This window comes from Pseudactinotalea sp. HY158, from assembly GCF_009660225.1.
Lineage (GTDB): Bacteria > Actinomycetota > Actinomycetes > Actinomycetales > Beutenbergiaceae > HY158.
The window spans coordinates 2451061-2477147 of the sequence record NZ_CP045920.1; the positions used below are offsets into that span (position 1 = coordinate 2451061).

Below are 26087 nucleotides of genomic sequence, written 5' to 3' on the forward strand. Positions count from 1 at the left end.
CTCACGCGAGTCAGTCCAGGGCGTCGTCGTTGTGGATGCGGCCCGCCCGGGCACTGAGGGTCTCGCCGGTGCCGCCCCAGCGGCGCGCGATGATCTCGGCCGCGATGGACACCGCGGTCTCCTCGGGGGTGCGGGCCCCGAGGTCGAGCCCGATCGGGCTCGACAGCCGCGCGAGCTCCGCGGCCGTGAGCCCCCGCTCGCGCAGCCGCTCGAGCCGGTCGTCGTGGGTGAGGCGCGAGCCCATCGCACCGATGAAGGCGATCTCGCGCAGCCGGAGCGCCACCTCGAGCACGGGCACGTCGAACTTCGGGTCGTGGGTGAGCACGGCGATGACCGTGCGCCGGTCGATCCGGCCCGCGTCGACCTCGCCGGCGAGGTAGTCGTGGGGCCAGCGCACCACGACCTCGTCGGCGTCGGGGAACCGCGCCCGGGTGGCGAAGACGGGCCGGGCATCACAGACCGTCACCCGGTAGCCGAGGAACGCGCCCTGCCGGGCGAGCGCGGCGGCGAAGTCGATCGCCCCGAAGACGATCATCCGCGGCGCCGGGGCGAAGCTCGAGACGAACACCCGCATGCCCTCGTCGAGGCGCTGCCCGTCGGGGCCGTAGGTGAGCATCGCGTTGCGGCCGGCGGCGAGCAGCCCACGGCCGTCGTCGATCACGGCGTGGTCGGCCCGCTCCGAGCCGAGGGTGCCGGCGGCCCGGTCCGGCCGGATCACGAGGTGACGGCCCGGCCAGGTGGGATCGGGGTGGTCGACGACGGTCGCCACGGCCACCGGCCGGCCCGCGCGGATGTCCGCGGCGACGTCGCCCAGCTCGGGGAACGTCGCGTGCGAGACGGGCTCGACGAAGACGTCGATGATCCCGCCGCACGTGAGGCCGACGGCGAAGGCGTCGTCGTCGGTGAACCCGTAGCGCTGCAGGCGCACCGGGCCGCCGGCGAGGGTCTCGTTCGCCGCCTCGTACACCGCGCCCTCGACGCAGCCGCCGGAGACCGAGCCGCTCACGGCGCCGTCGGCGGCCACGAGCATCGCGGCCCCGGGCAGCCGCGGAGCCGACTTGAACGCGCCAACGACGGTGGCCAGCCCGGCGGTGCGCCCGGCCTCCCACTGCGCCATGAGATCCTCGAGCACGTCACGCATGGGGCCTCCTCCCGTTCCTCGCAACCGGCCCCTCACTCGGGCGGCGCCGCGCCGAGTCGCCCCGGGCCGCGCCGATCGTTGCGAGCAGTTCCTCGAAGGCCGCGATCGAGTGGCCCGCCACGAGCGCGTCGAGATGGGGCAACGCGGCCACGATCCCGCTCTGGACCGGCTCGTAGCCCTCCTTTCCGGCGTGCGGGTTCGACCACACGACCCGGTGGGCCAGGCCCGCCAGCACCCGCAGCTGCCCGGCCAGCCGCTGCGGATCGCCGCGCTCCCAGCCGTCGCTGGCGATGACCACCACGGCCCCGCGGGCCAGGCCGCGACGCCCCCACCGCCGCAGGAAGGCCTCGAGCGCGTCGGCCAGCCGGGTGCCCCCGGCCCAGTCCGGGATGGTCTCGCCGGCGGCGACGAGGGCCGCGTGGGCGTCCGGGCGTCGCATCGCCTCGGTCACGCGGGTGAGCCGGGTCCCGAGCGTGAACACCTCGACTCCGCCGGCGGGGGCCGCCCGGCACACCCGGTGGGCGAGCCGCAGCAGCGCGTCGGCGTAGGGCTTCATCGATCCGGAGACGTCGATGAGGAGCACGATCCGGCGCGCCCGTCGGCGCCGGCGGGCGTGGCGCAGCGGCCCGGGCTCGCCCGCCCGGCGGAGCTGGTCACGCAGGGTGCGCACCCGGTCGATCCGGCCATGACCGGCGACCTCGAGCCGGCGGGTCCGGCGGGTGGGCAGGCGCACGGGGAGGGTGTCGAATTCGTGTTCGAGGAGCGCCCGCTCGGCCGCGCTCAACTGGGCGATGTCGCGGTGCCGGAGCCGCTCCGCCATCGAGGCGAGCGCCGCGATCGCCTCGGAGTCCCCGGCCGCTCCGGGGTGCACCCCCGCCCGGCGCTCGGCCCGTCCCGACTCACCGGGCCCGGCCGGCGGCGGCGCGTCGAGACCCGCGAACCACGCCTCGAACGCCCGGTCGTAGGAGGGCAGGTCCTCGGCGCGGGCGCAGAAGGTGGCGCGGCCGGCCCAATAGACGTCGGCGCGGCGGCCGTAGTCGAGGTGGGCCACGGCGTCGACGAAGGTGGCCGTCGCCTCGGTCGTCACGGCCAGGCCGGTCTCCCGCAGCGCCCGCGAGAACCCGGCGAGGATCTCCACGGGGGTGCGGGCCGGCGCGCCGCCTCCTGGGCCCATGTCAGTTCCGCAGCAGCCGGTCGAGCGAGGCACGCACGACCTCGACGTCACCTCGATGCTTGCACACGGCACCGACGGTCGCCGCGGCCGTGGCCAGGTCGAACTCCGCGCGGCCCAGGTGCGCCAGCGCCGCCGCCCAGTCGAGCGTCTCGGCCACGCCGGGCGGCTTGACGAGCCGCTCGTCTGCCCGCAGCGTCTGGACGGCGCCCGCGAGCCTTCGCGCGAGTCGCTCGCTCACGCCGGGCAACCGCCGCCGGACGATCGCGACCTCGCGTTCGAGGCCGGGATGGTCGATCCAGTGGTACAGGCAGCGGCGCTTGAGCGCGTCATGCAGCTCGCGCGTGCAGTTCGAGGTCATGACGACGATCGGCGCCACCTCGGCGCGGATCGTTCCCAGCTCGGGAATCGACACCTGGTTCGTGGAGAGCACCTCGAGCAGGAAGGCCTCGAATTCGTCGTCCGCCCGGTCGATCTCGTCGATGAGCAGCACGCACGGCCCCTCCCGCAGCGAGCGCAGGATCGGCCGGGCGAGCAGGAAGCGCTCGTCGAACAGGGAGGTCTCGATCTCGCCGATCCCCGCGGCCGCCTCGCCGCCGGGGCCGTCCCTCCCGGTGACGGCGGCCGCCTCGAGCGCCCGCAGGTGGAGGATCTGCTTGGTGAAGTCCCAGTCGTAGAGCGCCTGGGAGGCGTCGATGCCCTCGTAGCATTGGAGGCGGATGAGCGGCACGCCCAGGCCGCCCGCGAGGGATTCGGCCAGCGCCGTCTTCCCGGCACCGGGCTCCCCCTCGAGCAGCAGCGGGCGGCCCATCGCGATCGCCAGGTAGGTGATCGTCGAGAGGCCCTCCTCGCTCAGGTACCCGGCGGAGTCCAGCGCCGCCCCGACGTCGTCGATCGAGGCGATGCTCTTCATCCGTGCCTCACCTGTGCCACGCCGCCAGGATAGGCCATCTCACCGAATCCGAGACTTTGCCCACGCCGGTTTGACATGCGGCGTATCGTATGCAGTCCGAATGTCGGGCGGGTCGGATGGTTGCTGGTCGAGGCGAAGGAGCGCGAGGATGGCAACGGGAACACGAACGATCACGGTCACGGTCGACTCGGTCGAGTACACCGATCCGGTGGAACCGCGGATGCTGCTCGTGCAGTACCTGCGGGAGGTGCTCGGCAAGACCGGCACGGCCATCGGCTGCGACACCACGAACTGCGGAGCCTGCACCGTGCTGTTCGACGGCTACGGCATCAAGTCGTGCACGATGCTCGCGGTCGAGGCGGACGGGCACGAGATCACCACGATCGAGGGGCTCACCCCGGACGAGGGGCTGCACCCGCTGCAGGAGTCGTTCAACGCCTGCCACGGGCTCCAGTGCGGCTTCTGCACCCCGGGCATGATCATGCAGTCCGCCTCGCTGCTGGCGGAGAACCCGCACCCGAGCGACACCGAGATCCGCGCAGGCCTCGAGGGGAACCTGTGCCGCTGCACCGGGTACCAGAACATCGTGGCGGCCGTGCGGACCGCCGCCGAGGAGGGGGCATCACGATGACCGTCACCGACTCCCGCCCGCCCGAGATCGGCCGGGCGCGCCTGCGCAAGGAGGACGCCCGCCTCACCACCGGCCGCGGGCGCTTCACCGACAACATCTCCCTGCCCGGCACCCTCTACCTCGGGCTCGTGCGCAGCCCCGTGGCCCATGCCCGGATCGCCTCGATCGACGTGTCGGCGGCCCGCGACGCCCCCGGGGTCGTGCGCGTGTTCACCGGCGCCGACCTCGCCGACGAGCAGGGCTCCCTGCCGAACGCCTGGCCGGTCACCCCCAATCAGTTGGCTCCCCCACACCCGGCGGTCGCCGTCGACACGGTCGCCTTCGCCGGAGAGATCGTCGCCGTGGTCGTCGCCCGCTCCCGGGCCCAGGCGCGGGACGCGCAGGAACTCGTCGACGTGGACTACGAGGAGCTGCCGCTCGTGCTCGATCTGGAGGAGGCGGCGACCGATTCGACCCTCGTGCATCCGGACCTCGGCACGAACGTCTCCGCGACGTGGGTCTTCGACTCGGCCGAGGCGGGCACCGGGGGCGAGATCGAGGCCGCCCTGGCCGAATCGGACGTCGTGGTCGAGCGGACGATCCGCCAGCAGCGGCTCATCCCGGCGTTCATGGAGCCGCGCTCGGTGCTCGTGGATCCGACCGGGGAGCAGATCACGATGTGGTCGGCCACGCAGATTCCCCACATCGCCAAGCTCATGCTCGCCCTGACCCTCGGCATCCCCGAGAGCAAGCTGCGCGTCATCGCCCCCGACGTGGGCGGCGGGTTCGGCGGCAAGCTGGCGGTCACCCCCGAGGAGGTCATCACCATCCTCGCCGCCCGCAGAACGGGCAAGCCGTGCAAGTACACCGAGACCCGCAGCGAGTCGCTCATGGGTGCCCACCACGGCCGCGACCACGTCCAGCACCTGCGGATCGGGGCGAAGGCCGACGGCACCGTCACGGGCCTGGACGTGCGGATCGTCGCCGACATGGGCGCCTACCTCGGCCTCATCACCTCGGGCATCCCGATCCTCGGGGCATTCATGTACAACGGCATCTACAAGTTCTCGGCCTACCGATTCGAATGCCGCAACGTGTTCACGAACCGGGTGTGGACCGACGCCTACCGCGGGGCCGGGCGGCCGGAGGCCACGTTCGCGATCGAGCGGATGATGGACGAGCTCGCCACCGAGCTCGACATGGACCCGATCGCGCTGCGGGAGAAGAACTGGATCGCCCACGAGGAGTTCCCCTTCGACACGGTCGCCTCCCTCACCTACGACACCGGCGACTACGAGGCCGCGACCGCGAAGGCGCTCGAGCTCTTCGGCTACGACGAGCTGCGGGCCGAGCAGGCCCGCCGCCGGGAGAGCGGCGACCCGATCCAGCTCGGGATCGGGGTCTCGACGTTCACCGAGATGTGCGGGCTCGCCCCCTCCCGGGTCCTCGGCGCGCTGAACTACGCGGCGGGCGGATGGGAGTACGCCCAGGTGCGGGTGCTGGCCACCGGCAACGTCGAGGTCGTCACCGGCACGAGCCCGCACGGGCAGGGGCACGTGACCTCCTGGAGTCAGCTCGTGGCCGACCGCCTCGGGGTGCCGTTCGAGAACGTCGAGGTGCTCCACGGCGACACCCAGATCGCCCAGAAGGGCCTCGACACCTACGGGTCGCGCTCGCTGTCCGTCGGCGGCATGGCGGTGCTCGCCGCGGCCGACAAGGTGATCGAGAAGGCTCGGATCGTCGCCGCCCACATGCTCGAGGCCGCGGCCACCGACGTCGAGTTCACCGACGGCCGGTTCTCGGTCCGCGGGACCGATCAGGGCGTGAGCTTCGCCGACGTCGCATTCGCGACCTTCTCCGCACACGACCTGCCGGACGGCTTCGAACCGAGCCTCGACGCGGACGCCACGTTCGATCCCGAGAACTTCTCCTTCCCGCACGGCACCCACCTCGCGGCGATGGAGGTCGACACCGAGACCGGGCGCGCCTCCGTGCGCGCGTACGTGTGCGTCGACGACGTCGGCACCGTGGTCAACCCGATGCTCGTCGAGGGCCAGGTCCACGGCGGGCTCGCCCAGGGCATCTCGCAGGCGCTCTACGAGGAGGCCGTCTACGACGAGTTCGGCACGCTCGTCACGGGATCGTTCACGGACTACCTCGTGCCCTCGGCACCCGACCTGCCCGAGTTCGTCACCGATCGCACGACCACGCCGGCGACCTCGAACGAGCTCGGGGTCAAGGGCGTGGGCGAGGCCGGCACGATCGCCTCGACCCCCGCGATCGTCAACGGCATCCTCGACGCGATCCGCCACCTCGGGGTGACCGACCTGACCATGCCGTGCACCCCCGCCCGGGTCTGGCACGCACTCGAGGCGGCCCGCAGCACCGGCACGGCCCCATCCGCAACGGAGGCAGGAGCATGATCCCCAGCACGTTCGACTACGAGGCCCCCGCGACCGTCGCCGAGGCCGTCACGCTGCTCGCCCGCGACCCGATGAACACGAAGATCCTCGCCGGCGGGCAGAGCCTCATCCCCGTGCTCAAGCTGCGGATGGCCGATCCCGAGCTCGTCATCGGGCTGCAGCACATCGACGGCCTGCGCGGCATCCGGGTCGAGGACGACCGGCTCGTCATCGGGCCGATGACCCGCCACCACGACATCGCCACCGACCCGCTCGTCGCCGCCCACGCCGGACTGCTCGCCCGGGCGGCCGGCACGGTCGCCGACCCACAGGTGCGCCACCGCGGCACGATCGGCGGCGCGATCGTCCACGCCGATCCGGCCGGCGACATGTCCGCCTGCCTGCTCGCGCTCGAGGCGGAGCTGACGATCACGGGGCCGGCCGGTCCCCGCACGGTGAGCGCGGCGGACTTCTTCGTCGACTACTTCACCACGGCGGTCGGCGAGGACGAACTCCTCACCGAGATCCGCGTCCCGCTCTTCGACGGCTGGGGCTCGGCCTACGAGAAGTTCACGCGGGTGGCCCAGCAGTGGTCGATCGTCGCGGTGGCCGCGTGCGTGCGGCTCGAGGGCGAGGCGATCGCGGGGGCCCGTGTCGCGCTGACGAACATGGGCTCGGTGCCCGTCCGCGCGGCCGAGGTGGAACAGGCCCTCGTCGGCGGCCCGGCGACGCCCGCGGCGGTCACGGCCGCCTGCGCCGCCGCCGGAGCGGGCACCGAACCGCCGTCCGACCTCAACGGCGACGAGGCCTACCGGCTCCACCTCGCGACGGTGCTCGCGCGCCGGGCCGTGCTCGCGGCCGCCACGCCCCGGTGACCGGGAGGCGCCACTCATGGATCTCACTCACCAGTTCACCGTGCCGGCCCCGATGGCGCACACGTGGGCCACGTTCAACGACCTCGAACAGGTCGTGCCCTGCTTCCCCGGGGCCGCCCTGACGAGCACCGACGGCGACGGCTTCGAGGGCTCCGTGCGGGTCAAGCTCGGCCCGATCTCGATGGCCTATAAGGGCGAGGGCCGCTTCGTCGAACGCGACGAGGCGGCCGGCCGGGTCGTGATCGAGGCCTCCGGCACGGATCGGCGCGGGAACGGCGTCGCCTCCGTCACCGTCACGGCGACCCTCACCGCGGCCGAGGAGGGAACCTCGGTCGAGGTGCTCACCGACATGGCGATCACGGGCAAGCCCGCCCAGTTCGGCCGCGGCATCATCCAGCGGGTCTCGGACAATCTCCTCACACAGTTCGTCGACTGCATGCGGCAGCGGATGTCAGCCGGGAACGCCTGAACCGCCAGATCCCTCCGGGCCGTCGAGGCCCCCCGCCGCCCGGTACTCCTCCGGGGTGTCGACGTCGCGCCCGGCGGCCAGGTCGCCCGCCTCGATCAGGACCGTCGCGTGCTCGCGCAGGTAGGCGCGTGCGCCCCGGTCCCCGGTCGCGGTCGCCGCCGCCGGCGCCCAGTGGTCGCGCCCGAGCAGCACGGGATGGCCGCCGATCCCGTCGTAGGCCGCCCGGGCGAGCGCGCCTGCACCGGTCGAACCTGCCGAACCTGCTGCACCGAGGAGCCGCCGGATCACGCGCGCATCCACGTCCGGCAGGTCGACGAGCTGGATGACGGCGACGCTCGCGTTCGAGCGCTCGCGCAGGTGGCGTAGGCCGCACCGGAGCGACTCCCCCTGGCCCTGCGCCCAGCGCGGGCACTCGATCGCGCGGACGCCGGTCGGCGCCGCGGCCTCGAGCCGGCGGCGGGCCTCGCCGGCCGCGGCGCCGAGCACGACGAGGACCTCGGCGCAGCCGCCCTCGAGGAGCGCGCGGGCCGCCGCCTCGAGGTAGCCGGTGCCGTCGGGGCGGGTGAGCAGCGCCTTCGGCCGGCCCATCCTCGTGCCGGCGCCGGCCGCGAGGAGGAGGCCGTGCGCCACCGGGCCGGGCTCGAGCGTGGTCATGAGGCCAGCGTCTCATATGCGCAAGTGCCGGCTTACCTAAATCGGGGCGGGGCGGTATCGTCGGTGCCGTCAGGGGTGTTGTACCGAATCGTCCCGCCACCACCAGACGCCCTCCCGGCAGCGGCCGGCGCAGGGCGCCGCCGATGGCGCCCAGCCTCCAGGAGCCCTCGATGACCTCCGCCCCCGAACGCCCCGGACCCGTGACCGGGCCGAACGCCGCCGCCCTCGAGCGGGCCGCGCTCAGCGCCGCGAGCCCGTCCGGGCTGCAGGTGATCGTCAAGCAGGAGACCCCGTTCCTGCCGAAGGTCGCCTTCGTGCTCATCAGCCTCGCCTCGCTCGCCGGGGTGACCTTCACCGGCGCGATGGCCGGCCTCGGCCCGGGGGCGATCGCGGCCCGGTGGCTCGGCCTCTGGGCGATCGCGCTCGCGGGCGGGTTCGCGGCCTGGCGAGTGCTCTACCTGCGCCGCAGCGACCGGGAGGCGGAACAGGGCGCGCTCGAGGCGCTCAACGCGACCGCGCTCGCCCGCGCCCGCACGATCGGCCGCCGGGTGGCCCCGATCGCGCTCGCAGGCGTCGCCGGGCCGCTGGCCACCGGCTACCTGGCGCCCACCCCGCTCGTGCGCTGGGCGCTCGTGGCCTGCCTCGTGGCGCTCGCCGCGGCGCTCGCGGCGGGGGTCGACCGCCGACCGGCCGGGATCGCCGTCTGCCTGCTCGCCGTGGCCGCGATCGCGCTGTGGGCGTACGCCGACGCGGGCGCCGGCTGGCACGGCTGGATGCGGGCCGCGCACCTGGCGGCCTTCACGCTCTGGCTCGGCGGGGCGCTCTGGAACATCGCGGTGGCGATGCCCGCGGGCCGCGCGCACGCGAACGTCGACGCCGTCGTCGCCGGGGCGCACCAGCTCGACCGGTTCCGGTGGGTCGTGCGGTTCGCGCTGCCCACGATCATCGTGACCGGCCTGCTCATGGCCGGCGCCTACCGCACCCTCCCGGCGACCTGGTGGGCCGCCTTCCCCGGCGCCCTCATCCCGGGCAAGGTGCTCGCGATCATCGCCCTCGTGGTCGTCTTCATCACCTGCCCCCTCTTTCGGCACTGCTCCCCGGTGCAGGGCGTCTGCGACCTCCACGACCTCGAGGACCCTGAAGACCCTGAGGACCCTGAGGACCCCGAGGACCGCGCCCACCCCGCACCCCCCGCGAGCGCCGCGGGCCGCGCCGAGAGGACCGCGCCATGACGGGCCCGTCGGCGCCGGCCGCCGTGCTCGACAACCGCTCCGCCCCGTGTGCGATCGGGCTCATCCGGGCCGCCGAGCGCGTGCGGGCGCTCGCGCCGGGGCAGGAGCTGGAGGTGCTCAGCCGTGACCGGTTCGCCCCGTACGAGGTGCCGCTGTGGGCCGAACGCGATGGGCATGCCCTGCTCGCCCAGGAACGCACCGGGCTGTGGCCGCGCCGGTACTGGCGCTTCCGGATCCGCCGCGGCTGAGCACACCCCGAACGGGACGTTCTACCCAGGGTGACCGGGACCCTCGACCCGGCCGGGCGTCGTCCGTACGCTTACCGTGGGAGGTGCGCGAGATCCGCGCCGTTGCACACGCAGCTGCAGACACAAGGAGCGCATCATGACGAAGTTCGCGGGCAGGGTGGCGATCGTGACCGGGGGCGGTTCCGGACTCGGGGAGGCGATCTCGAAGGAGCTCGCGCTCGGCGGGGCCTCGGTGGTCGTCTCGGACATCGACCTCGCCGGCGCCGAGCGCGTGGCCGGGGAGATCGCGGCGGCGGGCGGCACGGCCTCGGCCTTCCGGCAGGACGTGGCCGACCCGGAGCAGTCCCGGCTGGCGGTGGAGTACGCGGTCGAGACCTACGGGGGGCTCCACCTCGCCGTCAACAATGCGGGCATCGGCGGCGTGAGCGCGCCGGCCGGCGAGGTCGACCTCGCGGACTGGCAGCGGGTCATCGACATCAACCTGAACGGCGTGCTGTACGGGATGCGCTACCAGATCCCGGAGCTGCTCAAGGATCCCCACGGCTCGGCGATCGTCAACATGGCCTCGATCCACGGCACCGTGGCGGCTCCCGGGAACGGGGCCTACACCGCGGCCAAGCACGCGGTCGTGGGGCTGACGAAGAACGCCGCCGCCGAGTACGGTGCGGCGGGCCTGCGGATCAACGCCGTCGGGCCGGGATACATCGTGACCCCGCTGCTCGAGAAGAACCTGCCGACCGAGGCGCTCGCGCTGCTCGCGACCAAGCACCCGCTGGGGCGGCTGGGCCGGGCGGAGGAGGTCTCGGCGCTCACGTGCTTCCTACTCTCGCCGGCGGCGAGCTTCATCACCGGCAGCTACCACCTCGTCGACGGCGGCTACACGGCCGTGTGAGGTCGGCATCCCGCGGGGCGGCCGCACCGCCCCGCGGGTTCACGGGGTCACAGGTAGGCGCAGGCGCCGCCGGTGTCGCTGTGGCCGATGAACACCTTGCGCCAGAAGTGCATCGAGTAGCTGCCGGTGCCCAGCGCCGTGGTGATCGAGGACCGGTCCCCGTAGCCGAGCGTCGAGCTCCCGCTCGTGGCCATCGTCGTGCCCCGCGGGCAGCCCGACAGGGAGGAGATCTTGTACAGGCGCGAGAACCCGTTCGTGGTGCCGGAGCCGTAGTAGGTGTAGGAGCCGGTCACATACGAGCCCGACCGGGAGATGCAGGCCCGCCCGCCGGTCACGCCCTCGCACGAACCGGCCGCCGCGGCGAACGCGCCGGCCGGCATCGGGGCCTGCTGCGTGAACGCGCCGGCCGCGAGCCCGGGCGCGCAGTGCTCCTCGCGTTCCACCACGGGCAGCGCGAGGTCCGCCGGGGCCCCGAGCGCCTCGTTCGCCTCGGGGTCGACCACCTCGGTCAGGGAGACCGACGTGAGCTCGCAGCCGGCGGCCCGCGACAGCGCGGCCCAGTCCGTGCCCTCGAGCTCCGCGCGCAGGTCCCCGGCCCACGCCTGCCATTCGGCGTGGCTTCGGGTATGGACGACGCCCGCCGCCTCGCCGGGATCCGCCGCCTCACCGGCGGTGTCGGCCGCGGCCGGCAGCGAGGCCGCCGTGGCCGCGAGCGCGAGCCCCGCGAGGATGGACACGGTGAGTCCGGCGCGTCTGCGGGCCGGGGTCGAGTGGCTCATGGGTTCCCTGATCTGCTTGACTTCATGGATTCGGGTGGTCGAGCGCCCGCACCGAGCGTAACGGGTCACCCCCTCACGCCGGAGTGTGACGCAGGTCACTGTAAGGATTCGTCGGGAGCCGACATGTCATAGGTATGGGTGGGACGGGAACGGAATGGCGGCCAGCAGCCACGCGAGATTCGATGAGCTTTGGGCTCATCACCGCGAGCTGCTGGCCTTCATCCGCCGCCGCACCGAACCGGACATCGCCGAGGACGTCCTGGCGGAGACCTACCTGGTCGCCTGGCGCCGAATCGACGAGGTCCCATCCGAGGAGCGGCCGTGGCTGTTCACGGTGGCGCGCAACATCATCCGCAACAACTACCGGGCCGCGGCGCGCCGGCGAGACACCGCGGTCCGCATCGCAGAAGGCATCGTGCCCGACGACGGGATCGAGGGGGCCATCGCGACCAGGGCCGACCTGGTCACAGCGTGGAAGCGGCTCACGGCCGGCGAGCAGGAGGTCCTGGGCATGGTCGCCTGGGACGAGCTCTCCCACCGCGAGGCGGCCCAGGTTCTCTCCATCAGCTCGAGCGCGTTCGCGGTCCGGCTGTTCCGGGCCCGACGGCGACTGCTCCATCTGATCGAACACGGTCGAGGGGAGACGACATGAGGCAGGACCAAGCGGGCCAGGGCCCGCTGCTCGACGCCCTGGGGGAGCTCGACCCGGCGGCCGGGCTCACGGTGGACTCGGCGGCGCTGCGCGCCCGCATCGACGCGCGGATCGCGGCCGACGAGGTGGTCGACATCGAATCGATCGTGCCCGCCCGCCGCAGCCGGCACTCCATGCGGCTGGCGCTCGGGGCGGTCGGAGCCGGGGCCCTGATCGTCGCCGGGGCGATCGGCCTGAGCGGCCTCGGCGGCTCGACCGCGTATGCGGGCTGGACGGCGACGCCCATCGAGGTGGACCCGCAGGTGATGGTGGCGGCGTGCCCGGACAGGTTGCCGCCCTGGAACGTCATGGACCCCGACGCCGACGACATCCACCTCTCCCCCGTGCTCGCCGAGCAGCGCGGGCCCTACACCCTCGCGGTCATGCTCGGCCGGGACGACGCCACGGGCCACGATCCGCTCGGGCTGTGCATGGTGAGCCAGCGCAGCGACGGCATCGTCGCCCCGTTGAGCACGACCTATCTCGACGTCGCCGCGGCCCGCGCCGAGGCCGATCCCGTGGCCGTGCAGGAGATCGTGCTCGGCTGGGGCGCCGAGGGCGGCGCGGGCACCTTCAGCGCCGTCGTGGGCACGTACGCGGCCGGGGTCACTCGGGTGCAGATCACGGACGGCGCGGGCTCGCCCATCGAGGCGAGCCTGAACGAGGGGTGGTGGGTCGCCTGGTACCCGGGCGACAACGCCCCGGGTGCGGAGCTGACGGTCACCGCCGACGGGTCGGTGCGCACCCTCGAGCTGGACTCGGTCGACTTCAGCGGCCCCGGCTGAGCCGGACGGACCGCGGGCCCGCGGGGTCGATCCTCCCGGCTCGGATCGGGCTATCGTTGACCCCGGACACCGGGCGCTCGTGCCCGCGGAACTCCGGCTCGATCTGGCCGCGACGTCCCCGGCAGAACTGCCGGCGACCCATCCGCCTGCCTTCCACGAGGGATGTCCCGTGCCCGATCTCTCCCGCCGGACCCGCCTCCTGACGGCCGCCGGCGCCGCGGTATTACTCACCCTCGCCGCCTGCCAGGGCGGACCGGATCCCGCCGCGCGCCCCTCCCCCACGCCATCGCCCGCGAGCAGCGCCTTCCCGCTCACCGTCACGAACTGCGGCGTCGAGGTGACCCTTCCGGCCCCGCCCGAGCGGGTGGTCACGATCAAGTCGGCGGCGACGGAGCTCGTGCTCGCCCTCGGCGCGGGCGATCGGCTCGTCGGCACCGCGTTCGCCGACGGCCCGGTGCCGGACCAGTGGGCCGAGGAGGGCATCCCGGTGCTCGCCGAGAAGCTGCCCGCCGCCGAGGTCGTGCTCGCGGCGGAGCCCGACCTCATCGTCGCCGGCTGGGAGTCGAACCTCACGGCCGACGGCGTGGGCGAGCGCGACCACCTGGCCGATCTGGGCATCGCCGGGTACGTGCTCCCGGCCGCATGTCAGGAGCCGGAGTTCCAGCCGAATCCGCTCACGTTCGAGCAGGTCTTCGACCAGATCACGGAGGTCGGCCGGATCCTCGACGTCCCCGGCGCGGCGGCCGACCTCGTGGCCGAGCAGCACCGGCTGCTCGAGACCATCGAGCCCGCCACGGGCGATCTCACCGCCCTCTGGTACTCCTCCGGATCGGACACCCCGTTCGTCGGCGGGGGCATCGGGGCTCCCGAGCTCATCATGTCGACCGCGGGCCTGACCAACATCGAGGCGGGGATCGACGACACGTGGGCCTCGGTCTCCTGGGAGGCGGTGGCCGCGGCCGATCCGGACGTCATCGTGCTCGTCGACTCGACCTGGAACACGGCGGAGCACAAGCGTGAGGTGCTCGCCGGCAATCCCGTCACGGCCGCCCTCGACGCGGTCGCGAACGAGCGCTACCTCGTGGTGCCCTTCCCCGCGAGCGAGGCCGGGGTGCGCACGGCCTGGGCGGCGGCCGACCTCGCCGAGCAGCTGGACGCCCTCGCGCAGGGATGAGCCGATGACCACGACCCAGCGTCCCGATCGCGGATCCAGCGCCGCGGCCCCCGGGGAGGCGGCCCCCGGGGAGGCGGTTCCGCGGCGCCGGCCGCCCGCACGGGGCCGCGGCCGGGTGGCGCTCGCGGGCTGGATCGTCGCCGGGCTCGCGCTGCTGGTCGCCTCACTCGTCGTCGCGTTGACCATCGGGCCCGCGAACTCGACCGCGGCCGGCTCGATCGAACCGCTGCGGCCCGCCGACGTGCTCGCCTCCGCCGCCCACCACGTCCGGGAGGCGCTCGCCGCGATCGGCCTCGGCGGGGATCCCGGCCCGGGCCCGCTCTCGGCCATCCGGGAGGCGATCGTCTGGCAGGGCCGCGCGCCGCGCATCCTCGTGGCGGTCTTCGTCGGATCGGGGCTGGCGCTGGCCGGGGCCGTCATGCAGTCGGTCACCCGCAACCCGCTGGCCGACCCGTATCTGCTCGGCCTCAGTTCCGGCGCCTCGCTCGGCGCGGTGCTCGTGCTGCTGCTCGGCGTGGGGATCCTGTTGCCGGTGGCCGCGTTCGCCGGCGCGATGGCGGCCCTCCTGCTCACGCTGAGCATCGGGGGCGGATCGGCGGCCCCGCACCGGCTCGTGCTCGCCGGGGTGGCCGTGGCCCAGGGTCTCTCGGCGCTCGTCTCGTTCGCGATCTTCACCACCGCCCGCGGCGACTCCTACCGCGACATCCTCGGCTGGCTGCTCGGCTCCCTCTCCGGTGCCACGTGGGCGGCGGTGGCGATCGCGGCCGCCGCGACGATCCTCGTGGGCGCCGTGCTCGTCGCCTCCGCCCGGACCCTCGACTCGTTCGCGTTCGGGGAGGTGACCGCGGCCTCCCTCGGCGTGCGGGTCGTGCGCTCCCGATGGCTGCTGCTCACGGCGAGCGCGCTGCTCACCGGGGCGCTGGTGAGCGTGAGCGGCTCGATCGGGTTCGTCGGCCTCGTGCTGCCCCACATGGTGCGCCTCGTCGCCGGCACCCGGCACCGGGTCGTGCTCCCCCTGGCCGCGCTCGGCGGCGGCATCTTCCTGCTCTGGGCCGACACCGCCGCGCGCACGCTGTTCGCGCCGCTCGAGGTGCCCGTGGGCATCCTCACCGCCGCGATCGGGGCGCCCGTGTTCGCCGTCCTGCTCGCCCGCCGACGTCGAGGCGGCGGCCGATGAGCGCCGCGACGTCCACCGATCTGCGTGTCACGGACCTGTGGGCCGAGCGCCTCACCTACGTGATCTCGGGCGCGCGGGCGCGCCATGAGCTGCTCTCCCGGGTCGATCTGAGCATCGCCGCCGGCCGGATCACCGGCGTCCTCGGACCCAACGGCGCGGGCAAGTCGACGCTGCTGCGGCTCGTCATCGGTGCCCTGCGGCCGAGTTCCGGCGACCTGTGGTTCGGGGAGGCCGGCGGCATCGGGCGTCGATCATGGACGACGCTCCCGCCCCGGGTGCGCGCGCGTCAGCTCGCGATGGTCGAGCAGGATGCCCAGCCCCACGAGGACCTGACCGTGGCCGAGGTCGTCTCCCTCGGGCGGCTGCCGTTCCAGTCGCGGCTGGCCACGGCGACCGCGGCGGATGCCGAGCTCGTGACGGCCGCGATGGAGCGCACCGGGGTGCACGCGCTGGCCGACCGGTCGTTCACGACCCTCTCCGGCGGCGAGCGGCAGCGAGTGCACCTGGCGCGGGCGCTCGCCCAGTCACCGCGGGTGCTGCTGCTGGACGAGCCGGCCAATCATCTCGACCTGCGCGCGCAGCTCGATCTGCTCGAGGTCATCGGCGCGGTCGCCGCCGCCGGGGCCGGGGTGCTCGTCGCGCTGCACGACATCGCCATGGCCGCCGAGATCTGCGACGAGGTGGTCGTACTCGACGCAGGCGCCATCGCGGCGATCGGGCCGCCCCGTGAGATCCTCACCCCCGGCCTCATCGACCGGGTGTGGGGCGTGCGGGCCGAATGGGTGCACGGCGCCACCGGTTCGGCGCTCGTGTTCAGTCCGCGCCGCTGACGCCCCTGCGGAACAGGTCCTCATCGGCGGTGCGCACAGCGGCGGTGGCGCCCGGGCCGTCGTCCTCGATCACGTGGGAGTGGAGGCCGCGCACGACGGCGACGGGACGGCCGGTGGTCTTGCCGCGCACGAGCTCGGCGGCGGCGGCGATCTCGTCGCCGACGGCCATGACGGTGGCCCGCAGCTCCCGGCCCTGAAGGTCGACCTGCCCGCGCAGGTCGTCGAGCACGTCGATCCCGGCCGCTCCGATCGCGATGTCGGCGGCTCCGCGGCGCCAGGGACGCCCGACGGTGTCGGTGACGAGCACCCCGAGGCGCAGGTCGAGGCGGGCGCGCAGTCCGCGTCGGAGCCGGCGGGCCGAGGCGTCCGGATCCTGCGGCAGCAGCAGCGCGGTGCCGGCCGGAACGTTCGAGGTGTCGATCCCGGCCGCGGCCGTCACGAATCCGTGCCGGGTCTCGACGATCCGCAGCACCGTGCCGTCGGGATACTCGCGGCGGGCGACCTCGCGGACCGATTCGGCGTCGATCGCCTCCTCCCGGTCCTTCGCGGCGATGAGCCGCCCCTCGGCCCGGGCGATGATCTTCGAGGCGACCACCACGACGTCTCCGTCCCGCAGCCCCGAGGACCCGTCGGGCCACGTGAGGGTGGCGAGCGCCGGGGTGAGGAGCGCGGCGACGTCGTCACCGCTCGTGAACACGGGGAGGCCGTCGGGGGCCTGGGCGAGGAGCATCACGGCTCCATCCTGGCAGGTACGTGACGTGCTCGATGCGCCGGGCGTGGCCGTGCGCTCCGCCTGACGGCGGGCCGGCCGACCTCATCGGCAGGCGCCGCCCCAGCGGTGATCCCGGTCAGTCGCGCCAATAGTTGTTCGCGGCCGCCACGGTCTGGAAGTTCGTGGCGATCACCTGCGAGGCCGCGGTGAGTGCATCGGCGTCGTTGGCGTACCCTCCCCGCAGTGCCTCCCGAGCCTCCGGGGAGGGCTGGGTGTACCCCACTCCCTTCCGCGAGAGCGTGATCGCCAATTCGAACCCCTCCTGCGGGGTTGCCGTGATGAGCGATTCCAGCCACACTGCCATGCCGTTCTCCACTTCTCCTGGGGTGCGTGCGGCTCGCTCGGTCCCCCGGGCCATGGGGCCGGTGGACGCTGTGACGCGGACCGCACGCGGGTCGACGCTCGTCTCGCCATCCTCGTCAGTATTCCAGGTCGGGTACTCGGCTTCTGGGCCTATCGGGCCTTGCGGCCGCGGGCATCGGGTGTGATCCGCCCCAGGGGTTCTGTGCTTCCGGTCGGCCGGCGCCCTCCCACAGCGTCACGTTCCTCCCGTAGCGCCACGTTCCTCCCGATGTCACGGTCACGACCGATGTCACGGTCACTACCGATGCCACGGTCACTGCCGATGCCGACCACCCTCGTCGCGGCGGCCCACGTCGCTTCCGGATCGTCCGCCCTCGACGTCGATGCCACCGCGGCCCACGCCGAGGCCGGTCCCGGCCGCGTCCCACTCACCCGCCCGGATCATCGACGTCAGACCGCCCGCACGTCGACCATCGCTGCACCTCGACCATCGCTGCACGTCGACCAACGCTGCACGGTTCCCTTCGATCGCTTGGAAGCCCGCCGACCTGCTCGACAATTTCTTCGAGTTGTTTCCCCGGTCGCGTTCCTGGGTGTCCTTGTACGGTTGGGGCCGGGGGAATGTCGGTGGTCGCTGAGACCATGATTGGTATGGAACTTCAGCAGCTGGTGGGCGAGGTGGGCGATGACGCCGGCCTGGTCGCTCGGCTGCGTCAGGGCCGCGAGGGGGTGGATCGGTTGAAGCTGGAGCAGCTCGCGTTGGCGGCGACGTGGGTGCAGTGGCATCCGTTCGTGATCGCCGATGACTATGACGGCGATGAGGACCTGGCCGGTGCGCCGCGGCTCGTGGCCGAACGCGCCCATGCCCGCAACGCGATCTGGGAGCAGGAGGGCCACGTGGTCACCCCGGCCACAACCGGATCCGGCACCGGGGCCGACTCCGGGGCCGTGGCCGGCGCGGGAGCCACGGGCTCTGATTCGATGGATGCCCCGGCGACCACCACCACGCCGCCGTCCTCCAGCGAGTCCGCCACCGGCGGTGACGCCACCGCCGCGTGTGCCGATCCCGCGCCCTCGGCCAGTGGCACGCTTGCAGGTGCTTCCTCCTCTCCCGCGGCCGGCGAGCCGGCCACCTCCAGCTCCGGGGCCGGGGTCTCGAGGTTCGTGGTCTCGGGTGGTGAGCACGGGGCCGATCTGGGGGTCGATCCGGGCACGGGGGTGCGGGGGTTGTGGACGGTGGAGGAGTTCTCGATCTCGACGTTCGCGACCGCGGCCGGGATGGGTCTGGGCGCGGCCGAGCGGCTGCTGCTGGAGGCCGAGCAGTTGCGGGTGCGGCTACCGCGCCTGTTCGCCCGGACCATGGCCGGGCGGACGCGGGTGTGGCGGGCCCGTACCCTCGCCCGGGCGACCCTGTTCCTCTCGGAAGAGGCATGTGGCTACGTCGATGCCCAGCTCGACCTCGTGCCCTTGAACTTCGGGCAGGCCCAGCTCGATGGCCTGATCAAGCGGGCCCTGATCGAGCACATGCCCGAGGAGTACGAAGACCTCGAGGAACGCTTCGCTACGCCACCGGCACGAGACGTCGTGTTCAAGCACGCACGCAACGGGACCGGGGACACCAGCGTGCAGGCCGTCCTGCCCGTCGTGGAGGGCCGCATCCTCGAAGACGTCATCGACCACCTCGCCGCCACCCTCACCGCCCAGGGCTGGAAACTGACCGCCGGCGAGCTGCGCTCCTACGCGATGGGCGACCTCGCCCGGCTCCGCTACGACGGCCAACACCCCCTCACCCCACCCCAGACCCCCACCAGCGAGCCGAACAGCGGGCCGAACCGTGGGCCGAACAGTGGGCCGAACAGTGGGCCGAACGGTGCCCAGCTGCCCGACAGACCGCCCGGTGGGCCGAACGATGGGCCGGCAGGGCCGAGTTGGTGTGGGGATCCGAACTGCACCGGCAACCGCCACGACGACGACCCGGCCGGCACATCGGCCGCATCGAGTGCTCTGAGCGTCACGCTCGAGGCCGGTCCGGCCGGTCCGGAAGGCCCGGTGACCACGGGCGGCCCGGTGACGATGGGCGCTCCGGTGACCACGGGTGGGGCGGGTGTGCCGCGTGGCAAGATCTTGATGTACCTGCACGTCCAGGCCCGTGACCTGTTCCCCTTCGGCATCCCGAACACCGGCCCACCACCACCGCCGGCACCTGGCGGCGGCGGCGCCGGCGCGGATCACGGCGATGACGCCGCCGGCAGGCCCGCCACGCGCGCATCCGCGCCACAGACCGGGCCGCCGACCGGGCCGACTGGGTCGACTGGGTCGTCGTTGGGGATCGATCCTGGCCGGTTGCGGCGGACGCCGGTGCGTATCGAGGCCCGCGGCATCCCGGCCGGCACGTTCATCAGCGCCGCTGAACTCGCCCCGATCTTCTACCGCCCATCCGCGCTCACCCCGCACGGACGCCCCTGCACCGGTGACTGCCTCACCCGGCCCACCGGCCCACCCGACGGCCCGCCCGCGGGCCCGATCCTCGACCGGCGCAGGCACCGATCTGGCAGCAGCCGATCTGACGGCATTGAGGGGACAGCCCTGCCCGGAACCGGCGGGACCGACAGCACAGGTGTGTCCACCGCTCCCGGAACCACCGTAGTCCCCGCCGAGGCCGGCGAGACCGTCCTGCCCGGAATGGGCGGGACCGACAGCACAGGTGTGTCCACCGCTCCCGGAACCACCGAGGTCGCCGCCGGGGCCGGCGAGACCATCCGGCCCGGGGCATCGGTCGACCGCCCCGGCTCCGGTGCTGCCGGCGCTACGGGCACTGCCGGCGCTGCCGGTGCTACGGGCGCTACGGGTGCTACGGGTGCGGCCGGTAGCGGGTTGGCGTGTTTCGCGCCGGAGATCATCGTTCGTCCGGTCCTGGACCTGGACGAGCCACTCGCCACGGACTGCTACACCCCCTCCGAGCGGCTGCGTGAACAACTCGTCCTGGCCGAGGATCGATGCGCCTTCCCCTGGTGTACCCGCACCGCCCGCGCCTGCGACCTGGACCATATCCATGCCTGGCACACCACCCGGCCCCGCACCGGCCCGAACGCCGGCGCCGAGGTCGCCACCGGCGGGGCGACCTGCCTGTGCAACCTCGCCCCGCTGTGTCGCGCGCACCACCGGCTCAAGACCCACGCCCGCGCCGACGCCGCGTCCCGCGGCCGGCATGCGGCCTGGACCTACGTCAAACTCGATACCGGCACCTACCTGTGGACCGGCCCCCACGGCCTACGGCTCCTACGCACCCCGTGGGGCACCTACGACACCCAGAACACCGGCATCCACGAACCAGACGAGCCGGGTCAGACGAGCAAGACGAGCGACCACCGTGACTCGAACGACCCAAACGGCGTGGGCGGCCCGACCGGCTCGAACGGTCCGACCGGCCCGACCGACGCGACCGGTGCGACCGGCGCGACAGGCGCGACAGGCGCGACAAGCGCGACAAGCGCGACAAGCGCGACAAGCGTGGGTGGCGTGGGCGGCGCGACCTGTGCGACCGGCGCAACCGGCCCAACCGGCGTGACCGGCGCGAGCGAACGGTCCGCGACGGGGTCGATGTCCCCGCAGCGGGAACGGGCGAACCGGGCCCACTGGTCCGAGGGCACACTCGAGAACCGGGACATCCTCGAGGCTTGCAACCACGACATCATCAAGAGAGCCGACCAGGCCCGCACCGCCAGACGCCTGGCAGAAGACGCCGCAGCCGACGCCTGCCGGCCCGACGAACCACCCTTCTGACCACGCCGGCCGTCTGACCACGCCGGCCGTCGGCCCGACCGGGTGACCGGGTGACCGACGTAGCAGCCGTGGGGCGATGCTCTCGCCGACAAGCCTTCTCAGTAACGCAGGCCCGGCATGATCTGTTCGCCGAGCACGTCGAGCCAGCGGTCCTGATCCGCCCCCACCTCGTGCAGATACACGTGGGTGAAGCCGATGTCCAGGTAGCGCTGGATATACGCCTGGTGCTCGAGCGGATCAGCCGACACGTGCACGAAGTCCCCGAAGTCTTCGGCGCGCACGAGCCGGGCGAGCTGGGCGAAGTCGAACGGCGAGCGCAGATCGGCCTTCGGGAACCTCATCGCCCCGTTCGGCCAGCGCGCCAAGGCCTGCTCCTCCGCCTCGCGACGATCCGGAGCCCACGACAGATGCAGCCGCACGACCGTCGTCGCGGCCGCCGGATCGCGGCCGGCCTCCCGCGCCCCGAGCCGGAACCGGTCGAGCAGGCCTGCGAGCCGTTCGGGCGGGCCCCCGAGGGTGATGAATCCATCGGCGCTGCGGCCGGCGCGGCGCGCGGTCACGGGACCGGCCGCGGCGATGAGCACCGGCGGGCGCTCATCGGGCACGCTCCACAGCCGCACCGGTTCGAGGCGGACATGCGGGCCGTCGTGGCTCGTGTCCTTCCCCGCGGCCGAGTTCGTGAAGAGCCGGCCGATCACGTCGGCGGATTCGAACAGCCGGGCGATTCGCTCCGCCGGGCGCGGCCAGTACTCCCCCGTGATCGCATCGTTCAGGGCCTCCCCGGCGCTCAGCCCGAGCCAGTGTCGCCCCGGGAAGAGGTCGGCCATCGTGGCCGCGTGCTGGGCGACCACGGCCGGATGCCACCGGTACGAGGGCGTGAACACGGCGCCGAGCGCCCCGCTCGTATGCTCGGCCGCCGCGGCGAGCACCGGCCACAGCGCCCCCGCCTCCCCCTGCACCGGCGTCCACGGCTGGAAGACGTCGGCGAGCATGACCCCGCCGAGACCGACCTCGTGCGAGCGGCGGATGAGGCGCACCGCCTCACGCGGCCCGACCTGCTCGAGCATCGGCGCATAACCGAGCACCCGGCCGCCCGCGCGAGTCAGGGGCGCGGCGCCCTCGCCGGCCTGCGCGACCCGGCCGGACGTCGTCCCCACTCTCGCCCGGGCCGGCCCGGCGCGTCGGCCGGCGCTCACGGGTTCGTGAGCACCCGGGCGATGAGCGGCTGGGCGGCGATGTAGTCGTCCACGAGACCGCGGGCCACGGCGACCGAGTCGACGAGCGGATGGCTGCCGAACGCCCGCCACGCCAGCGAGCGCGAGCCGGTTCGGGCCGCCTCGATGAGCAGCCGGTCGGCGCCCTTGACCGCGGTGACCAGACCGAGCTCGTCGAGGCCGAGTCGGGCGGCCGGCAGGATGGGATGGACCCCGGCCGCATCCACTCGGCAGGGCATCTCGACCACGGCGTCGTCGGGAAGATCCGGGATCGCGCCGTCACCGGGCACGTCGAGGATCATCGCGTTCCGCTCACCGGCGAGCAGTGCCGCCATGAGATCGATCGCGACCTCGTGATAGCCGCCGCCCTGGTCGGCCTCCTCGCGCTCCTCGTCGGCGCCGCGGGCCTCGGCCATATACGTCGCCTCGCGCTCGTCGAGCGTCGTCTGCCACAGCTTGTGGGCGATGCCCGGATGCTCGGCGACCTGCGAATAGAAGCCGCTCTGCTGGACGTCGAGGAACTCCCCCCGGGTCGCCGCGGCACCGCTGACGGAGGCGGTGACCTCGCGCGCGAAGTAGTAGTAGTACAGGTACTCGTTCGGCAGCGCGCCGAGGGTCTGCACCCACTCGAGGCCCAGCAGGCGTGCCTCCTCGATGCGCTCGAGCAGCCCGGCATCGGCGAGGAGCGCGGGCAGGCGATCGACGCCGTCCACGATCAGCTGCTTGAGCCACCCGAGGTGATTGAGCCCGAGGTAGCCGACGTCGACCCCCGACCAGTCGCCCAGGTCGAGGTCGAGCACGCGGGCGACCCGGCGCACGAGCCCGATCGGGGTGTCGCAGATGCCGACGACGCGCGCATGGTGGGCGCGCATCGCCTCGGTGATCATGCCGGCCGGGTTCGTGAAGTTGATGACCCACGCATCCGGGGCGTGGGTGGCGATGAGCCGTGCGAGGCGCTCCATCACCGGCACGGTGCGCAGCGCGTAGGCGAGCCCGCCCGCCCCGATCGTCTCCTGGCCGAGCAGGCCGCGGCCGAGGGCGACGCGTTCGTCGAGCACACGCCCCGCGGTACCGCCCACGCGGATGGCCGCGAAGACGACGTCCGCTCCCGTGATCGCCTCGACCTCGCTCGCGGCCAGGCGCACCGCGGGCGCCCCGGGGTGGTCGCCGCGGTAGTCCTCGAGCACCCGGCCCATGGCCGCGAGGCGGGCCGGATCGCTGTCGTGCAGCGTGACCTCGGTGATCGGGACGCGGTGCCGGGCGGCCGTCACGGCCGAATACACCAGCGGCACGCGGAACCCGCCGCCGCCGAGGATCGTCAGACGCATGGGGCCACGGTACCGCGTCGCACCCGCGCGCCGCCCGGTCGATCTGGCAGGCTGGTCGTCACCATGACCGAACCCTTCGACGTGCTCCTCTCGGGCACCGTCTTCTTCGACATCGTCTTCACCGGCTTCCCCCATCCCCCGGCGCCCGGCACCGAGGTGTGGACCTCCGGCATGGGCTCCTCCCCCGGCGGGATCGCCAACCTCGCGGTGGCCACGGCGCGCCTCGGCCTCACCACCGGTCTCGTGGCCGGATTCTCCACCGACCTGTACGGGGACTGGATGTGGGAGACCCTCTCCCGGCAGGAGGGCATCGACCTGAGCCACTCGTGCCGGTACGCGGACTGGCATACGCCGGTGACGGTCAGCCTGGCGATCGACGACGACCGCTCGATGGTGACCCACGGCCACCCCACCCCGGAGTGCGTCGGGGACCGGATGGGCGACCCCCCGCCCGCCCGGGCCGTGTTCGTGGACATGGGCGACCCGATCATGCGGGATGCGCCCTGGTGGCGCACCGCGGCCGACCGCGGGTCCCTCGTGTTCGCCGACGCCGGCTGGGATCCGGCCCAGGAATGGGACCGGGCACTGCTCGACGGGCTCGCCGGCGTGCACGCGTTCACCCCGAACGCGGAGGAGGCGATGGGCTACACGCGCACCGGATCGGCGCGTGCGGCGCTGCACGCGTTGACCGAGCACGTGCCGCTCGCGGTCGTGACCGACGGGGCGCGCGGGGTGATCGCGATCGACTCCTCGACCGGGGAGGAGGCCCGGGCCGAGGCCCTGCTGGTCAACGCCGTGGATCCGACGGGCGCCGGGGACGTGTTCGCCGCCGCCCTGGCCGCCGGTACCGTGCGCGGCTGGCCGCTCGAGCAACGCCTGCGGTTCGGGGTGCTGTGCTCGGCGCTGGCGGTGCAGCAGTTCGGCGGGAGCCTCTCGGCGCCCGGCTGGGGCGACGTGGCCGACTGGTGGCACAGCGTGCAGGCGCAGGCGGCCGCCGGGATCCCCGGGGTCGATCACACGAGGGCCGAGTACGGGTTCCTGGCGGACTGCCTCCCCGGTGAGGCGCTGCGCGCAGTGCGCCGGGCGGAGGCGACGATCGCCGCATTCTCCGACGCCGACCTCCATCATCACCCGCTCCCACCACGGGTCATCCGCGACTGAGCGACCGCCGCCCCACCGCGGGCAGGCCCGCGCCGATCCGTGCCACACTTGAAGCATCAATCACGTCTGCGCGGGCAGAGGACAAGGATGGTCGAGATGACGTCTTCGAGATGGATCGGAATCGGCGGCATCGCCGCGGCGGCCCTGGCGCTGGCGGCCTGCGCGCCGGGCGCGGGCGACGCGACCGGCTCGGGTGAGCAGGAGACCCCGACCGAGGTCTCCACCGACCTCGCCTCCCTCGGCGAGATCACCCTGACCGTGTGGGACCAGGAGGTCCGCGGCGGGCAGGACGAGCAGATGACCCGGCTGAACGAGGCCTTCCAGGACGCCTACCCGAACATCACGATCGAGCGGAACTCCCAGAGCTTCGACGACCTCGAGACCACCCTGCGCGGCGCGCTCACCGGCAACGACGCCCCGGACGTCGTGCAGGCGAACAACTCCCGCTCCGTCATGGGCGCCTTCGTGGGCGCGGGACTGCTGCGCGGCCTCGACGACTACGCCGACGCCTACGGCTGGACCGACCGGTATGCGCCGTCGGTGCTGGCGATGAGCTCCTACTCCGACGACGGCACGACCTTCGGCGAGGGCCACGTGTACGGCCTGCCGCAGACGGGTGAGGTCGTCGGGGTGTTCTACTCCACGTCGGCGCTGGCCGACGCCGGCCTCGACCTGGCCACGGTGACCGGGTCGTGGGAGGACTTCACCGACTCCCTCGCCACGATCAAGGACTCCGGGGCCACGCCGCTCGAACTCGGCAACCTCGACGGCTGGCCGGCGGTGCACGTCTTCGGGCCGATCCAGGGCCAGTTCGCCGACCCGCAGGAGATCGCCACCCTGGCGATGGGCAACGCGGGCGGCACGTGGCTCACCGACGCCAACGAGGAGGCCGCCGCGACCCTGCAGGGGTGGGTCGAGGACGGCTACTTCAACGACGGCCCCAACGGCACGGACTACGACGCGGCCTGGGCGGACTTCTCGAAGGGGAGCGCCGCCTACCTCATCGCCGGGTCCTGGCTCGCGGCCGACCTCGAGGCCGCGATGGGCGACGACGTCGGCTTCTTCGCCCCGCCGGCCCCAGCCGGGCGTGATCTCGCCACGACCGGCGCCACCGGCCTGCCGTTCGCGATCACCGCGAACAGCCCGCACGCCGACGCCGCGGCCGGCTACCTCGACTTCATCACGAGCCCGGACGCCATGACGATCCTCGCCGAGACCGGCAACATGCCCGTGAACGACACCGCCGCCCTCGCCCCGGCCACGGGAGTGAACAAGGACGTCTTCGCCGCGTTCGGCGAGGTGACCACGACCGGGCACCTGCTCCCTTACCTCGACTGGGCCACCCCGACGATGGCCGACACGATCGGCGCCGCCCTGCAGGACCTCATCGGCGAGCAGTCGACCCCCGGGGAGTTCCTCGACACGCTCGAGGCCGACTACGCGGCCTTCGTCGGCTGAACCCGGTCCCCGACAGCGAGGCCCC

General features: G+C 73.4%; 24 protein-coding genes. 15 read left to right on the top strand and 9 right to left on the bottom strand.

From position 1 onward, the window contains the following. Positions 1–10 precede the first annotated feature (10 nt). From GCE65_RS10785 to GCE65_RS10795, 3 genes are read right to left on the bottom strand one after another with little or no spacing between them, the layout of a single operon-like run. Complete coding sequence (locus GCE65_RS10785; RefSeq protein ID WP_153878392.1) at positions 11–1141, bottom strand: XdhC/CoxI family protein; 1131 nt, start codon at positions 1139–1141, stop codon at positions 11–13. After that, positions 1134–2315, bottom strand: a complete 1182-nt coding sequence (locus tag GCE65_RS10790) for a VWA domain-containing protein (protein WP_153878393.1) — start codon at positions 2313–2315, stop codon at positions 1134–1136. The genes GCE65_RS10785 and GCE65_RS10790 overlap by 8 nt, the downstream gene beginning before the upstream one ends. 1 nt (position 2316) lies before the next feature. Beyond that, positions 2317–3225 carry a MoxR family ATPase gene (locus GCE65_RS10795; protein ID WP_153878394.1) on the bottom strand — a complete coding sequence of 303 codons (909 nt, stop codon included), beginning with the start codon at positions 3223–3225 and terminating at the stop codon, positions 2317–2319. A gap of 148 nt (positions 3226–3373) precedes the next feature. Here GCE65_RS10795 and GCE65_RS10800 point away from each other — a divergent pair, with 148 nt between their 5' ends. Genes GCE65_RS10800 through GCE65_RS10815 form a run of 4 tightly spaced genes read left to right on the top strand, consistent with a single transcriptional unit; the run spans position 3374 to position 7581 of the window. Further along, positions 3374–3856, top strand: a complete 483-nt coding sequence (locus tag GCE65_RS10800) for a (2Fe-2S)-binding protein (RefSeq protein WP_153878395.1) — start codon at positions 3374–3376, stop codon at positions 3854–3856. Beyond that, complete coding sequence (locus GCE65_RS10805; RefSeq protein ID WP_153878396.1) at positions 3853–6258, top strand: xanthine dehydrogenase family protein molybdopterin-binding subunit; 2406 nt, start codon at positions 3853–3855, stop codon at positions 6256–6258. Before GCE65_RS10800 ends, GCE65_RS10805 begins: the two co-directional genes overlap by 4 nt. Continuing rightward, a complete protein-coding gene (locus tag GCE65_RS10810; RefSeq protein ID WP_152818422.1) occupies positions 6255–7112 on the top strand; it encodes a xanthine dehydrogenase family protein subunit M in 858 nt (285 codons plus the stop codon). The genes GCE65_RS10805 and GCE65_RS10810 overlap by 4 nt, the downstream gene beginning before the upstream one ends. Before the next feature lie 16 nt (positions 7113–7128). Then, complete coding sequence (locus GCE65_RS10815; protein WP_153878397.1) at positions 7129–7581, top strand: SRPBCC family protein; 453 nt, start codon at positions 7129–7131, stop codon at positions 7579–7581. Here GCE65_RS10815 and GCE65_RS10820 read toward each other — a convergent pair. Then, on the bottom strand, positions 7564–8235 hold the full coding sequence (locus GCE65_RS10820; RefSeq protein ID WP_153878398.1) for an NTP transferase domain-containing protein: 672 nt from the start codon (positions 8233–8235) through the stop codon (positions 7564–7566). The genes GCE65_RS10815 and GCE65_RS10820 overlap by 18 nt on opposite strands. Positions 8236–8405: 170 nt before the next feature. Between GCE65_RS10820 and GCE65_RS16285 the strand changes: the two genes are divergently transcribed. The 3 genes from GCE65_RS16285 to GCE65_RS10835 all read left to right on the top strand — a co-directional run bounded on the left by GCE65_RS16285 (position 8406) and on the right by GCE65_RS10835 (position 10607). Beyond that, positions 8406–9467 carry a hypothetical protein gene (locus GCE65_RS16285; protein WP_194928677.1) on the top strand — a complete coding sequence of 354 codons (1062 nt, stop codon included), beginning with the start codon at positions 8406–8408 and terminating at the stop codon, positions 9465–9467. After that, complete coding sequence (locus GCE65_RS10830; protein WP_153878399.1) at positions 9464–9715, top strand: sulfurtransferase TusA family protein; 252 nt, start codon at positions 9464–9466, stop codon at positions 9713–9715. The genes GCE65_RS16285 and GCE65_RS10830 overlap by 4 nt, the downstream gene beginning before the upstream one ends. A 136-nt stretch (positions 9716–9851) precedes the next feature. Continuing rightward, positions 9852–10607 (top strand): SDR family NAD(P)-dependent oxidoreductase, encoded by a 756-nt coding sequence (locus tag GCE65_RS10835; protein WP_152818425.1) that lies wholly within the window; start codon positions 9852–9854, stop codon positions 10605–10607. Positions 10608–10654: 47 nt separating this feature from the next. Here the strand turns inward: GCE65_RS10835 and GCE65_RS10840 are convergent, their stop codons facing one another. Then, positions 10655–11386: a hypothetical protein gene (locus tag GCE65_RS10840; RefSeq protein ID WP_152818426.1), complete on the bottom strand. Its 732-nt coding sequence runs from the start codon at positions 11384–11386 to the stop codon at positions 10655–10657. A gap of 154 nt (positions 11387–11540) precedes the next feature. Between GCE65_RS10840 and GCE65_RS10845 the strand changes: the two genes are divergently transcribed. From GCE65_RS10845 to GCE65_RS10865, 5 genes are all read left to right on the top strand, one after another. Continuing rightward, positions 11541–12038, top strand: coding sequence for an RNA polymerase sigma factor (locus GCE65_RS10845; RefSeq protein WP_153878400.1), 498 nt, complete (start codon positions 11541–11543; stop codon positions 12036–12038). Continuing rightward, positions 12035–12862: a hypothetical protein gene (locus GCE65_RS10850; RefSeq protein WP_153878401.1), complete on the top strand. Its 828-nt coding sequence runs from the start codon at positions 12035–12037 to the stop codon at positions 12860–12862. The genes GCE65_RS10845 and GCE65_RS10850 overlap by 4 nt, the downstream gene beginning before the upstream one ends. A gap of 169 nt (positions 12863–13031) precedes the next feature. Continuing rightward, a complete protein-coding gene (locus tag GCE65_RS10855) occupies positions 13032–14036 on the top strand; it encodes a putative F420-0 ABC transporter substrate-binding protein (protein ID WP_228759903.1) in 1005 nt (334 codons plus the stop codon). Between the two features lie 4 nt (positions 14037–14040). Then, complete coding sequence (locus GCE65_RS10860; RefSeq protein WP_153878402.1) at positions 14041–15213, top strand: iron chelate uptake ABC transporter family permease subunit; 1173 nt, start codon at positions 14041–14043, stop codon at positions 15211–15213. After that, positions 15210–16043 carry an ABC transporter ATP-binding protein gene (locus GCE65_RS10865; RefSeq protein WP_152818430.1) on the top strand — a complete coding sequence of 278 codons (834 nt, stop codon included), beginning with the start codon at positions 15210–15212 and terminating at the stop codon, positions 16041–16043. The genes GCE65_RS10860 and GCE65_RS10865 overlap by 4 nt, the downstream gene beginning before the upstream one ends. Here the strand turns inward: GCE65_RS10865 and cofE are convergent. Beyond that, positions 16027–16773: a coenzyme F420-0:L-glutamate ligase gene (gene cofE / locus GCE65_RS10870; protein ID WP_153879240.1), complete on the bottom strand. Its 747-nt coding sequence runs from the start codon at positions 16771–16773 to the stop codon at positions 16027–16029. The genes GCE65_RS10865 and cofE overlap by 17 nt on opposite strands. A gap of 118 nt (positions 16774–16891) precedes the next feature. Beyond that, positions 16892–17119 (bottom strand): hexameric tyrosine-coordinated heme protein, encoded by a 228-nt coding sequence (locus GCE65_RS10875; protein ID WP_153878403.1) that lies wholly within the window; start codon positions 17117–17119, stop codon positions 16892–16894. A 650-nt stretch (positions 17120–17769) separates the two neighbouring features. Here GCE65_RS10875 and GCE65_RS16290 point away from each other — a divergent pair. After that, complete coding sequence (locus tag GCE65_RS16290) at positions 17770–20901, top strand: hypothetical protein (RefSeq protein WP_194928678.1); 3132 nt, start codon at positions 17770–17772, stop codon at positions 20899–20901. A gap of 98 nt (positions 20902–20999) precedes the next feature. On the opposite strand, the gene GCE65_RS10885 is transcribed toward GCE65_RS16290, so the two are convergent. Continuing rightward, positions 21000–22097: a TIGR03557 family F420-dependent LLM class oxidoreductase gene (locus GCE65_RS10885; RefSeq protein ID WP_228759904.1), complete on the bottom strand. Its 1098-nt coding sequence runs from the start codon at positions 22095–22097 to the stop codon at positions 21000–21002. Next, complete coding sequence (locus GCE65_RS10890; protein ID WP_153878404.1) at positions 22094–23443, bottom strand: 6-phospho-beta-glucosidase; 1350 nt, start codon at positions 23441–23443, stop codon at positions 22094–22096. The genes GCE65_RS10885 and GCE65_RS10890 overlap by 4 nt, the downstream gene beginning before the upstream one ends. 63 nt (positions 23444–23506) lie before the next feature. Here GCE65_RS10890 and GCE65_RS10895 point away from each other — a divergent pair, with 63 nt between their 5' ends. Both GCE65_RS10895 and GCE65_RS10900 read left to right on the top strand, forming a co-directional pair. Continuing rightward, a complete protein-coding gene (locus tag GCE65_RS10895) occupies positions 23507–24604 on the top strand; it encodes a PfkB family carbohydrate kinase (RefSeq protein ID WP_153878405.1) in 1098 nt (365 codons plus the stop codon). A gap of 96 nt (positions 24605–24700) precedes the next feature. Continuing rightward, complete coding sequence (locus GCE65_RS10900) at positions 24701–26062, top strand: extracellular solute-binding protein (RefSeq protein WP_153878406.1); 1362 nt, start codon at positions 24701–24703, stop codon at positions 26060–26062. Positions 26063–26087: the final 25 nt, after the last annotated feature.

What these genes read in the sequence shown, in the direction of transcription:
- GCE65_RS10785 (WP_153878392.1), bottom strand. Translation starts at nt 1,141, where the DNA reads ATGCGTGACGTGCTCGAGGATCTCATGGCGCAGTGGGAGGCCGGGCGC.
- GCE65_RS10790 (WP_153878393.1), bottom strand. Translation starts at nt 2,315, where the DNA reads ATGGGCCCAGGAGGCGGCGCGCCGGCCCGCACCCCCGTGGAGATCCTC.
- GCE65_RS10795 (WP_153878394.1), bottom strand. Translation starts at nt 3,225, where the DNA reads ATGAAGAGCATCGCCTCGATCGACGACGTCGGGGCGGCGCTGGACTCC.
- GCE65_RS10800 (WP_153878395.1), top strand. Translation starts at nt 3,374, where the DNA reads ATGGCAACGGGAACACGAACGATCACGGTCACGGTCGACTCGGTCGAG.
- GCE65_RS10805 (WP_153878396.1), top strand. Translation starts at nt 3,853, where the DNA reads ATGACCGTCACCGACTCCCGCCCGCCCGAGATCGGCCGGGCGCGCCTG.
- GCE65_RS10810 (WP_152818422.1), top strand. Translation starts at nt 6,255, where the DNA reads ATGATCCCCAGCACGTTCGACTACGAGGCCCCCGCGACCGTCGCCGAG.
- GCE65_RS10815 (WP_153878397.1), top strand. Translation starts at nt 7,129, where the DNA reads ATGGATCTCACTCACCAGTTCACCGTGCCGGCCCCGATGGCGCACACG.
- GCE65_RS10820 (WP_153878398.1), bottom strand. Translation starts at nt 8,235, where the DNA reads ATGACCACGCTCGAGCCCGGCCCGGTGGCGCACGGCCTCCTCCTCGCG.
- GCE65_RS16285 (WP_194928677.1), top strand. Translation starts at nt 8,406, where the DNA reads ATGACCTCCGCCCCCGAACGCCCCGGACCCGTGACCGGGCCGAACGCC.
- GCE65_RS10830 (WP_153878399.1), top strand. Translation starts at nt 9,464, where the DNA reads ATGACGGGCCCGTCGGCGCCGGCCGCCGTGCTCGACAACCGCTCCGCC.
- GCE65_RS10835 (WP_152818425.1), top strand. Translation starts at nt 9,852, where the DNA reads ATGACGAAGTTCGCGGGCAGGGTGGCGATCGTGACCGGGGGCGGTTCC.
- GCE65_RS10840 (WP_152818426.1), bottom strand. Translation starts at nt 11,386, where the DNA reads ATGAGCCACTCGACCCCGGCCCGCAGACGCGCCGGACTCACCGTGTCC.
- GCE65_RS10845 (WP_153878400.1), top strand. Translation starts at nt 11,541, where the DNA reads ATGGCGGCCAGCAGCCACGCGAGATTCGATGAGCTTTGGGCTCATCAC.
- GCE65_RS10850 (WP_153878401.1), top strand. Translation starts at nt 12,035, where the DNA reads ATGAGGCAGGACCAAGCGGGCCAGGGCCCGCTGCTCGACGCCCTGGGG.
- GCE65_RS10860 (WP_153878402.1), top strand. Translation starts at nt 14,041, where the DNA reads ATGACCACGACCCAGCGTCCCGATCGCGGATCCAGCGCCGCGGCCCCC.
- GCE65_RS10865 (WP_152818430.1), top strand. Translation starts at nt 15,210, where the DNA reads ATGAGCGCCGCGACGTCCACCGATCTGCGTGTCACGGACCTGTGGGCC.
- cofE (WP_153879240.1), bottom strand. Translation starts at nt 16,773, where the DNA reads ATGCTCCTCGCCCAGGCCCCCGACGGCCTCCCCGTGTTCACGAGCGGT.
- GCE65_RS10875 (WP_153878403.1), bottom strand. Translation starts at nt 17,119, where the DNA reads ATGGCAGTGTGGCTGGAATCGCTCATCACGGCAACCCCGCAGGAGGGG.
- GCE65_RS16290 (WP_194928678.1), top strand. Translation starts at nt 17,770, where the DNA reads ATGGAACTTCAGCAGCTGGTGGGCGAGGTGGGCGATGACGCCGGCCTG.
- GCE65_RS10890 (WP_153878404.1), bottom strand. Translation starts at nt 23,443, where the DNA reads ATGCGTCTGACGATCCTCGGCGGCGGCGGGTTCCGCGTGCCGCTGGTG.
- GCE65_RS10895 (WP_153878405.1), top strand. Translation starts at nt 23,507, where the DNA reads ATGACCGAACCCTTCGACGTGCTCCTCTCGGGCACCGTCTTCTTCGAC.
- GCE65_RS10900 (WP_153878406.1), top strand. Translation starts at nt 24,701, where the DNA reads ATGACGTCTTCGAGATGGATCGGAATCGGCGGCATCGCCGCGGCGGCC.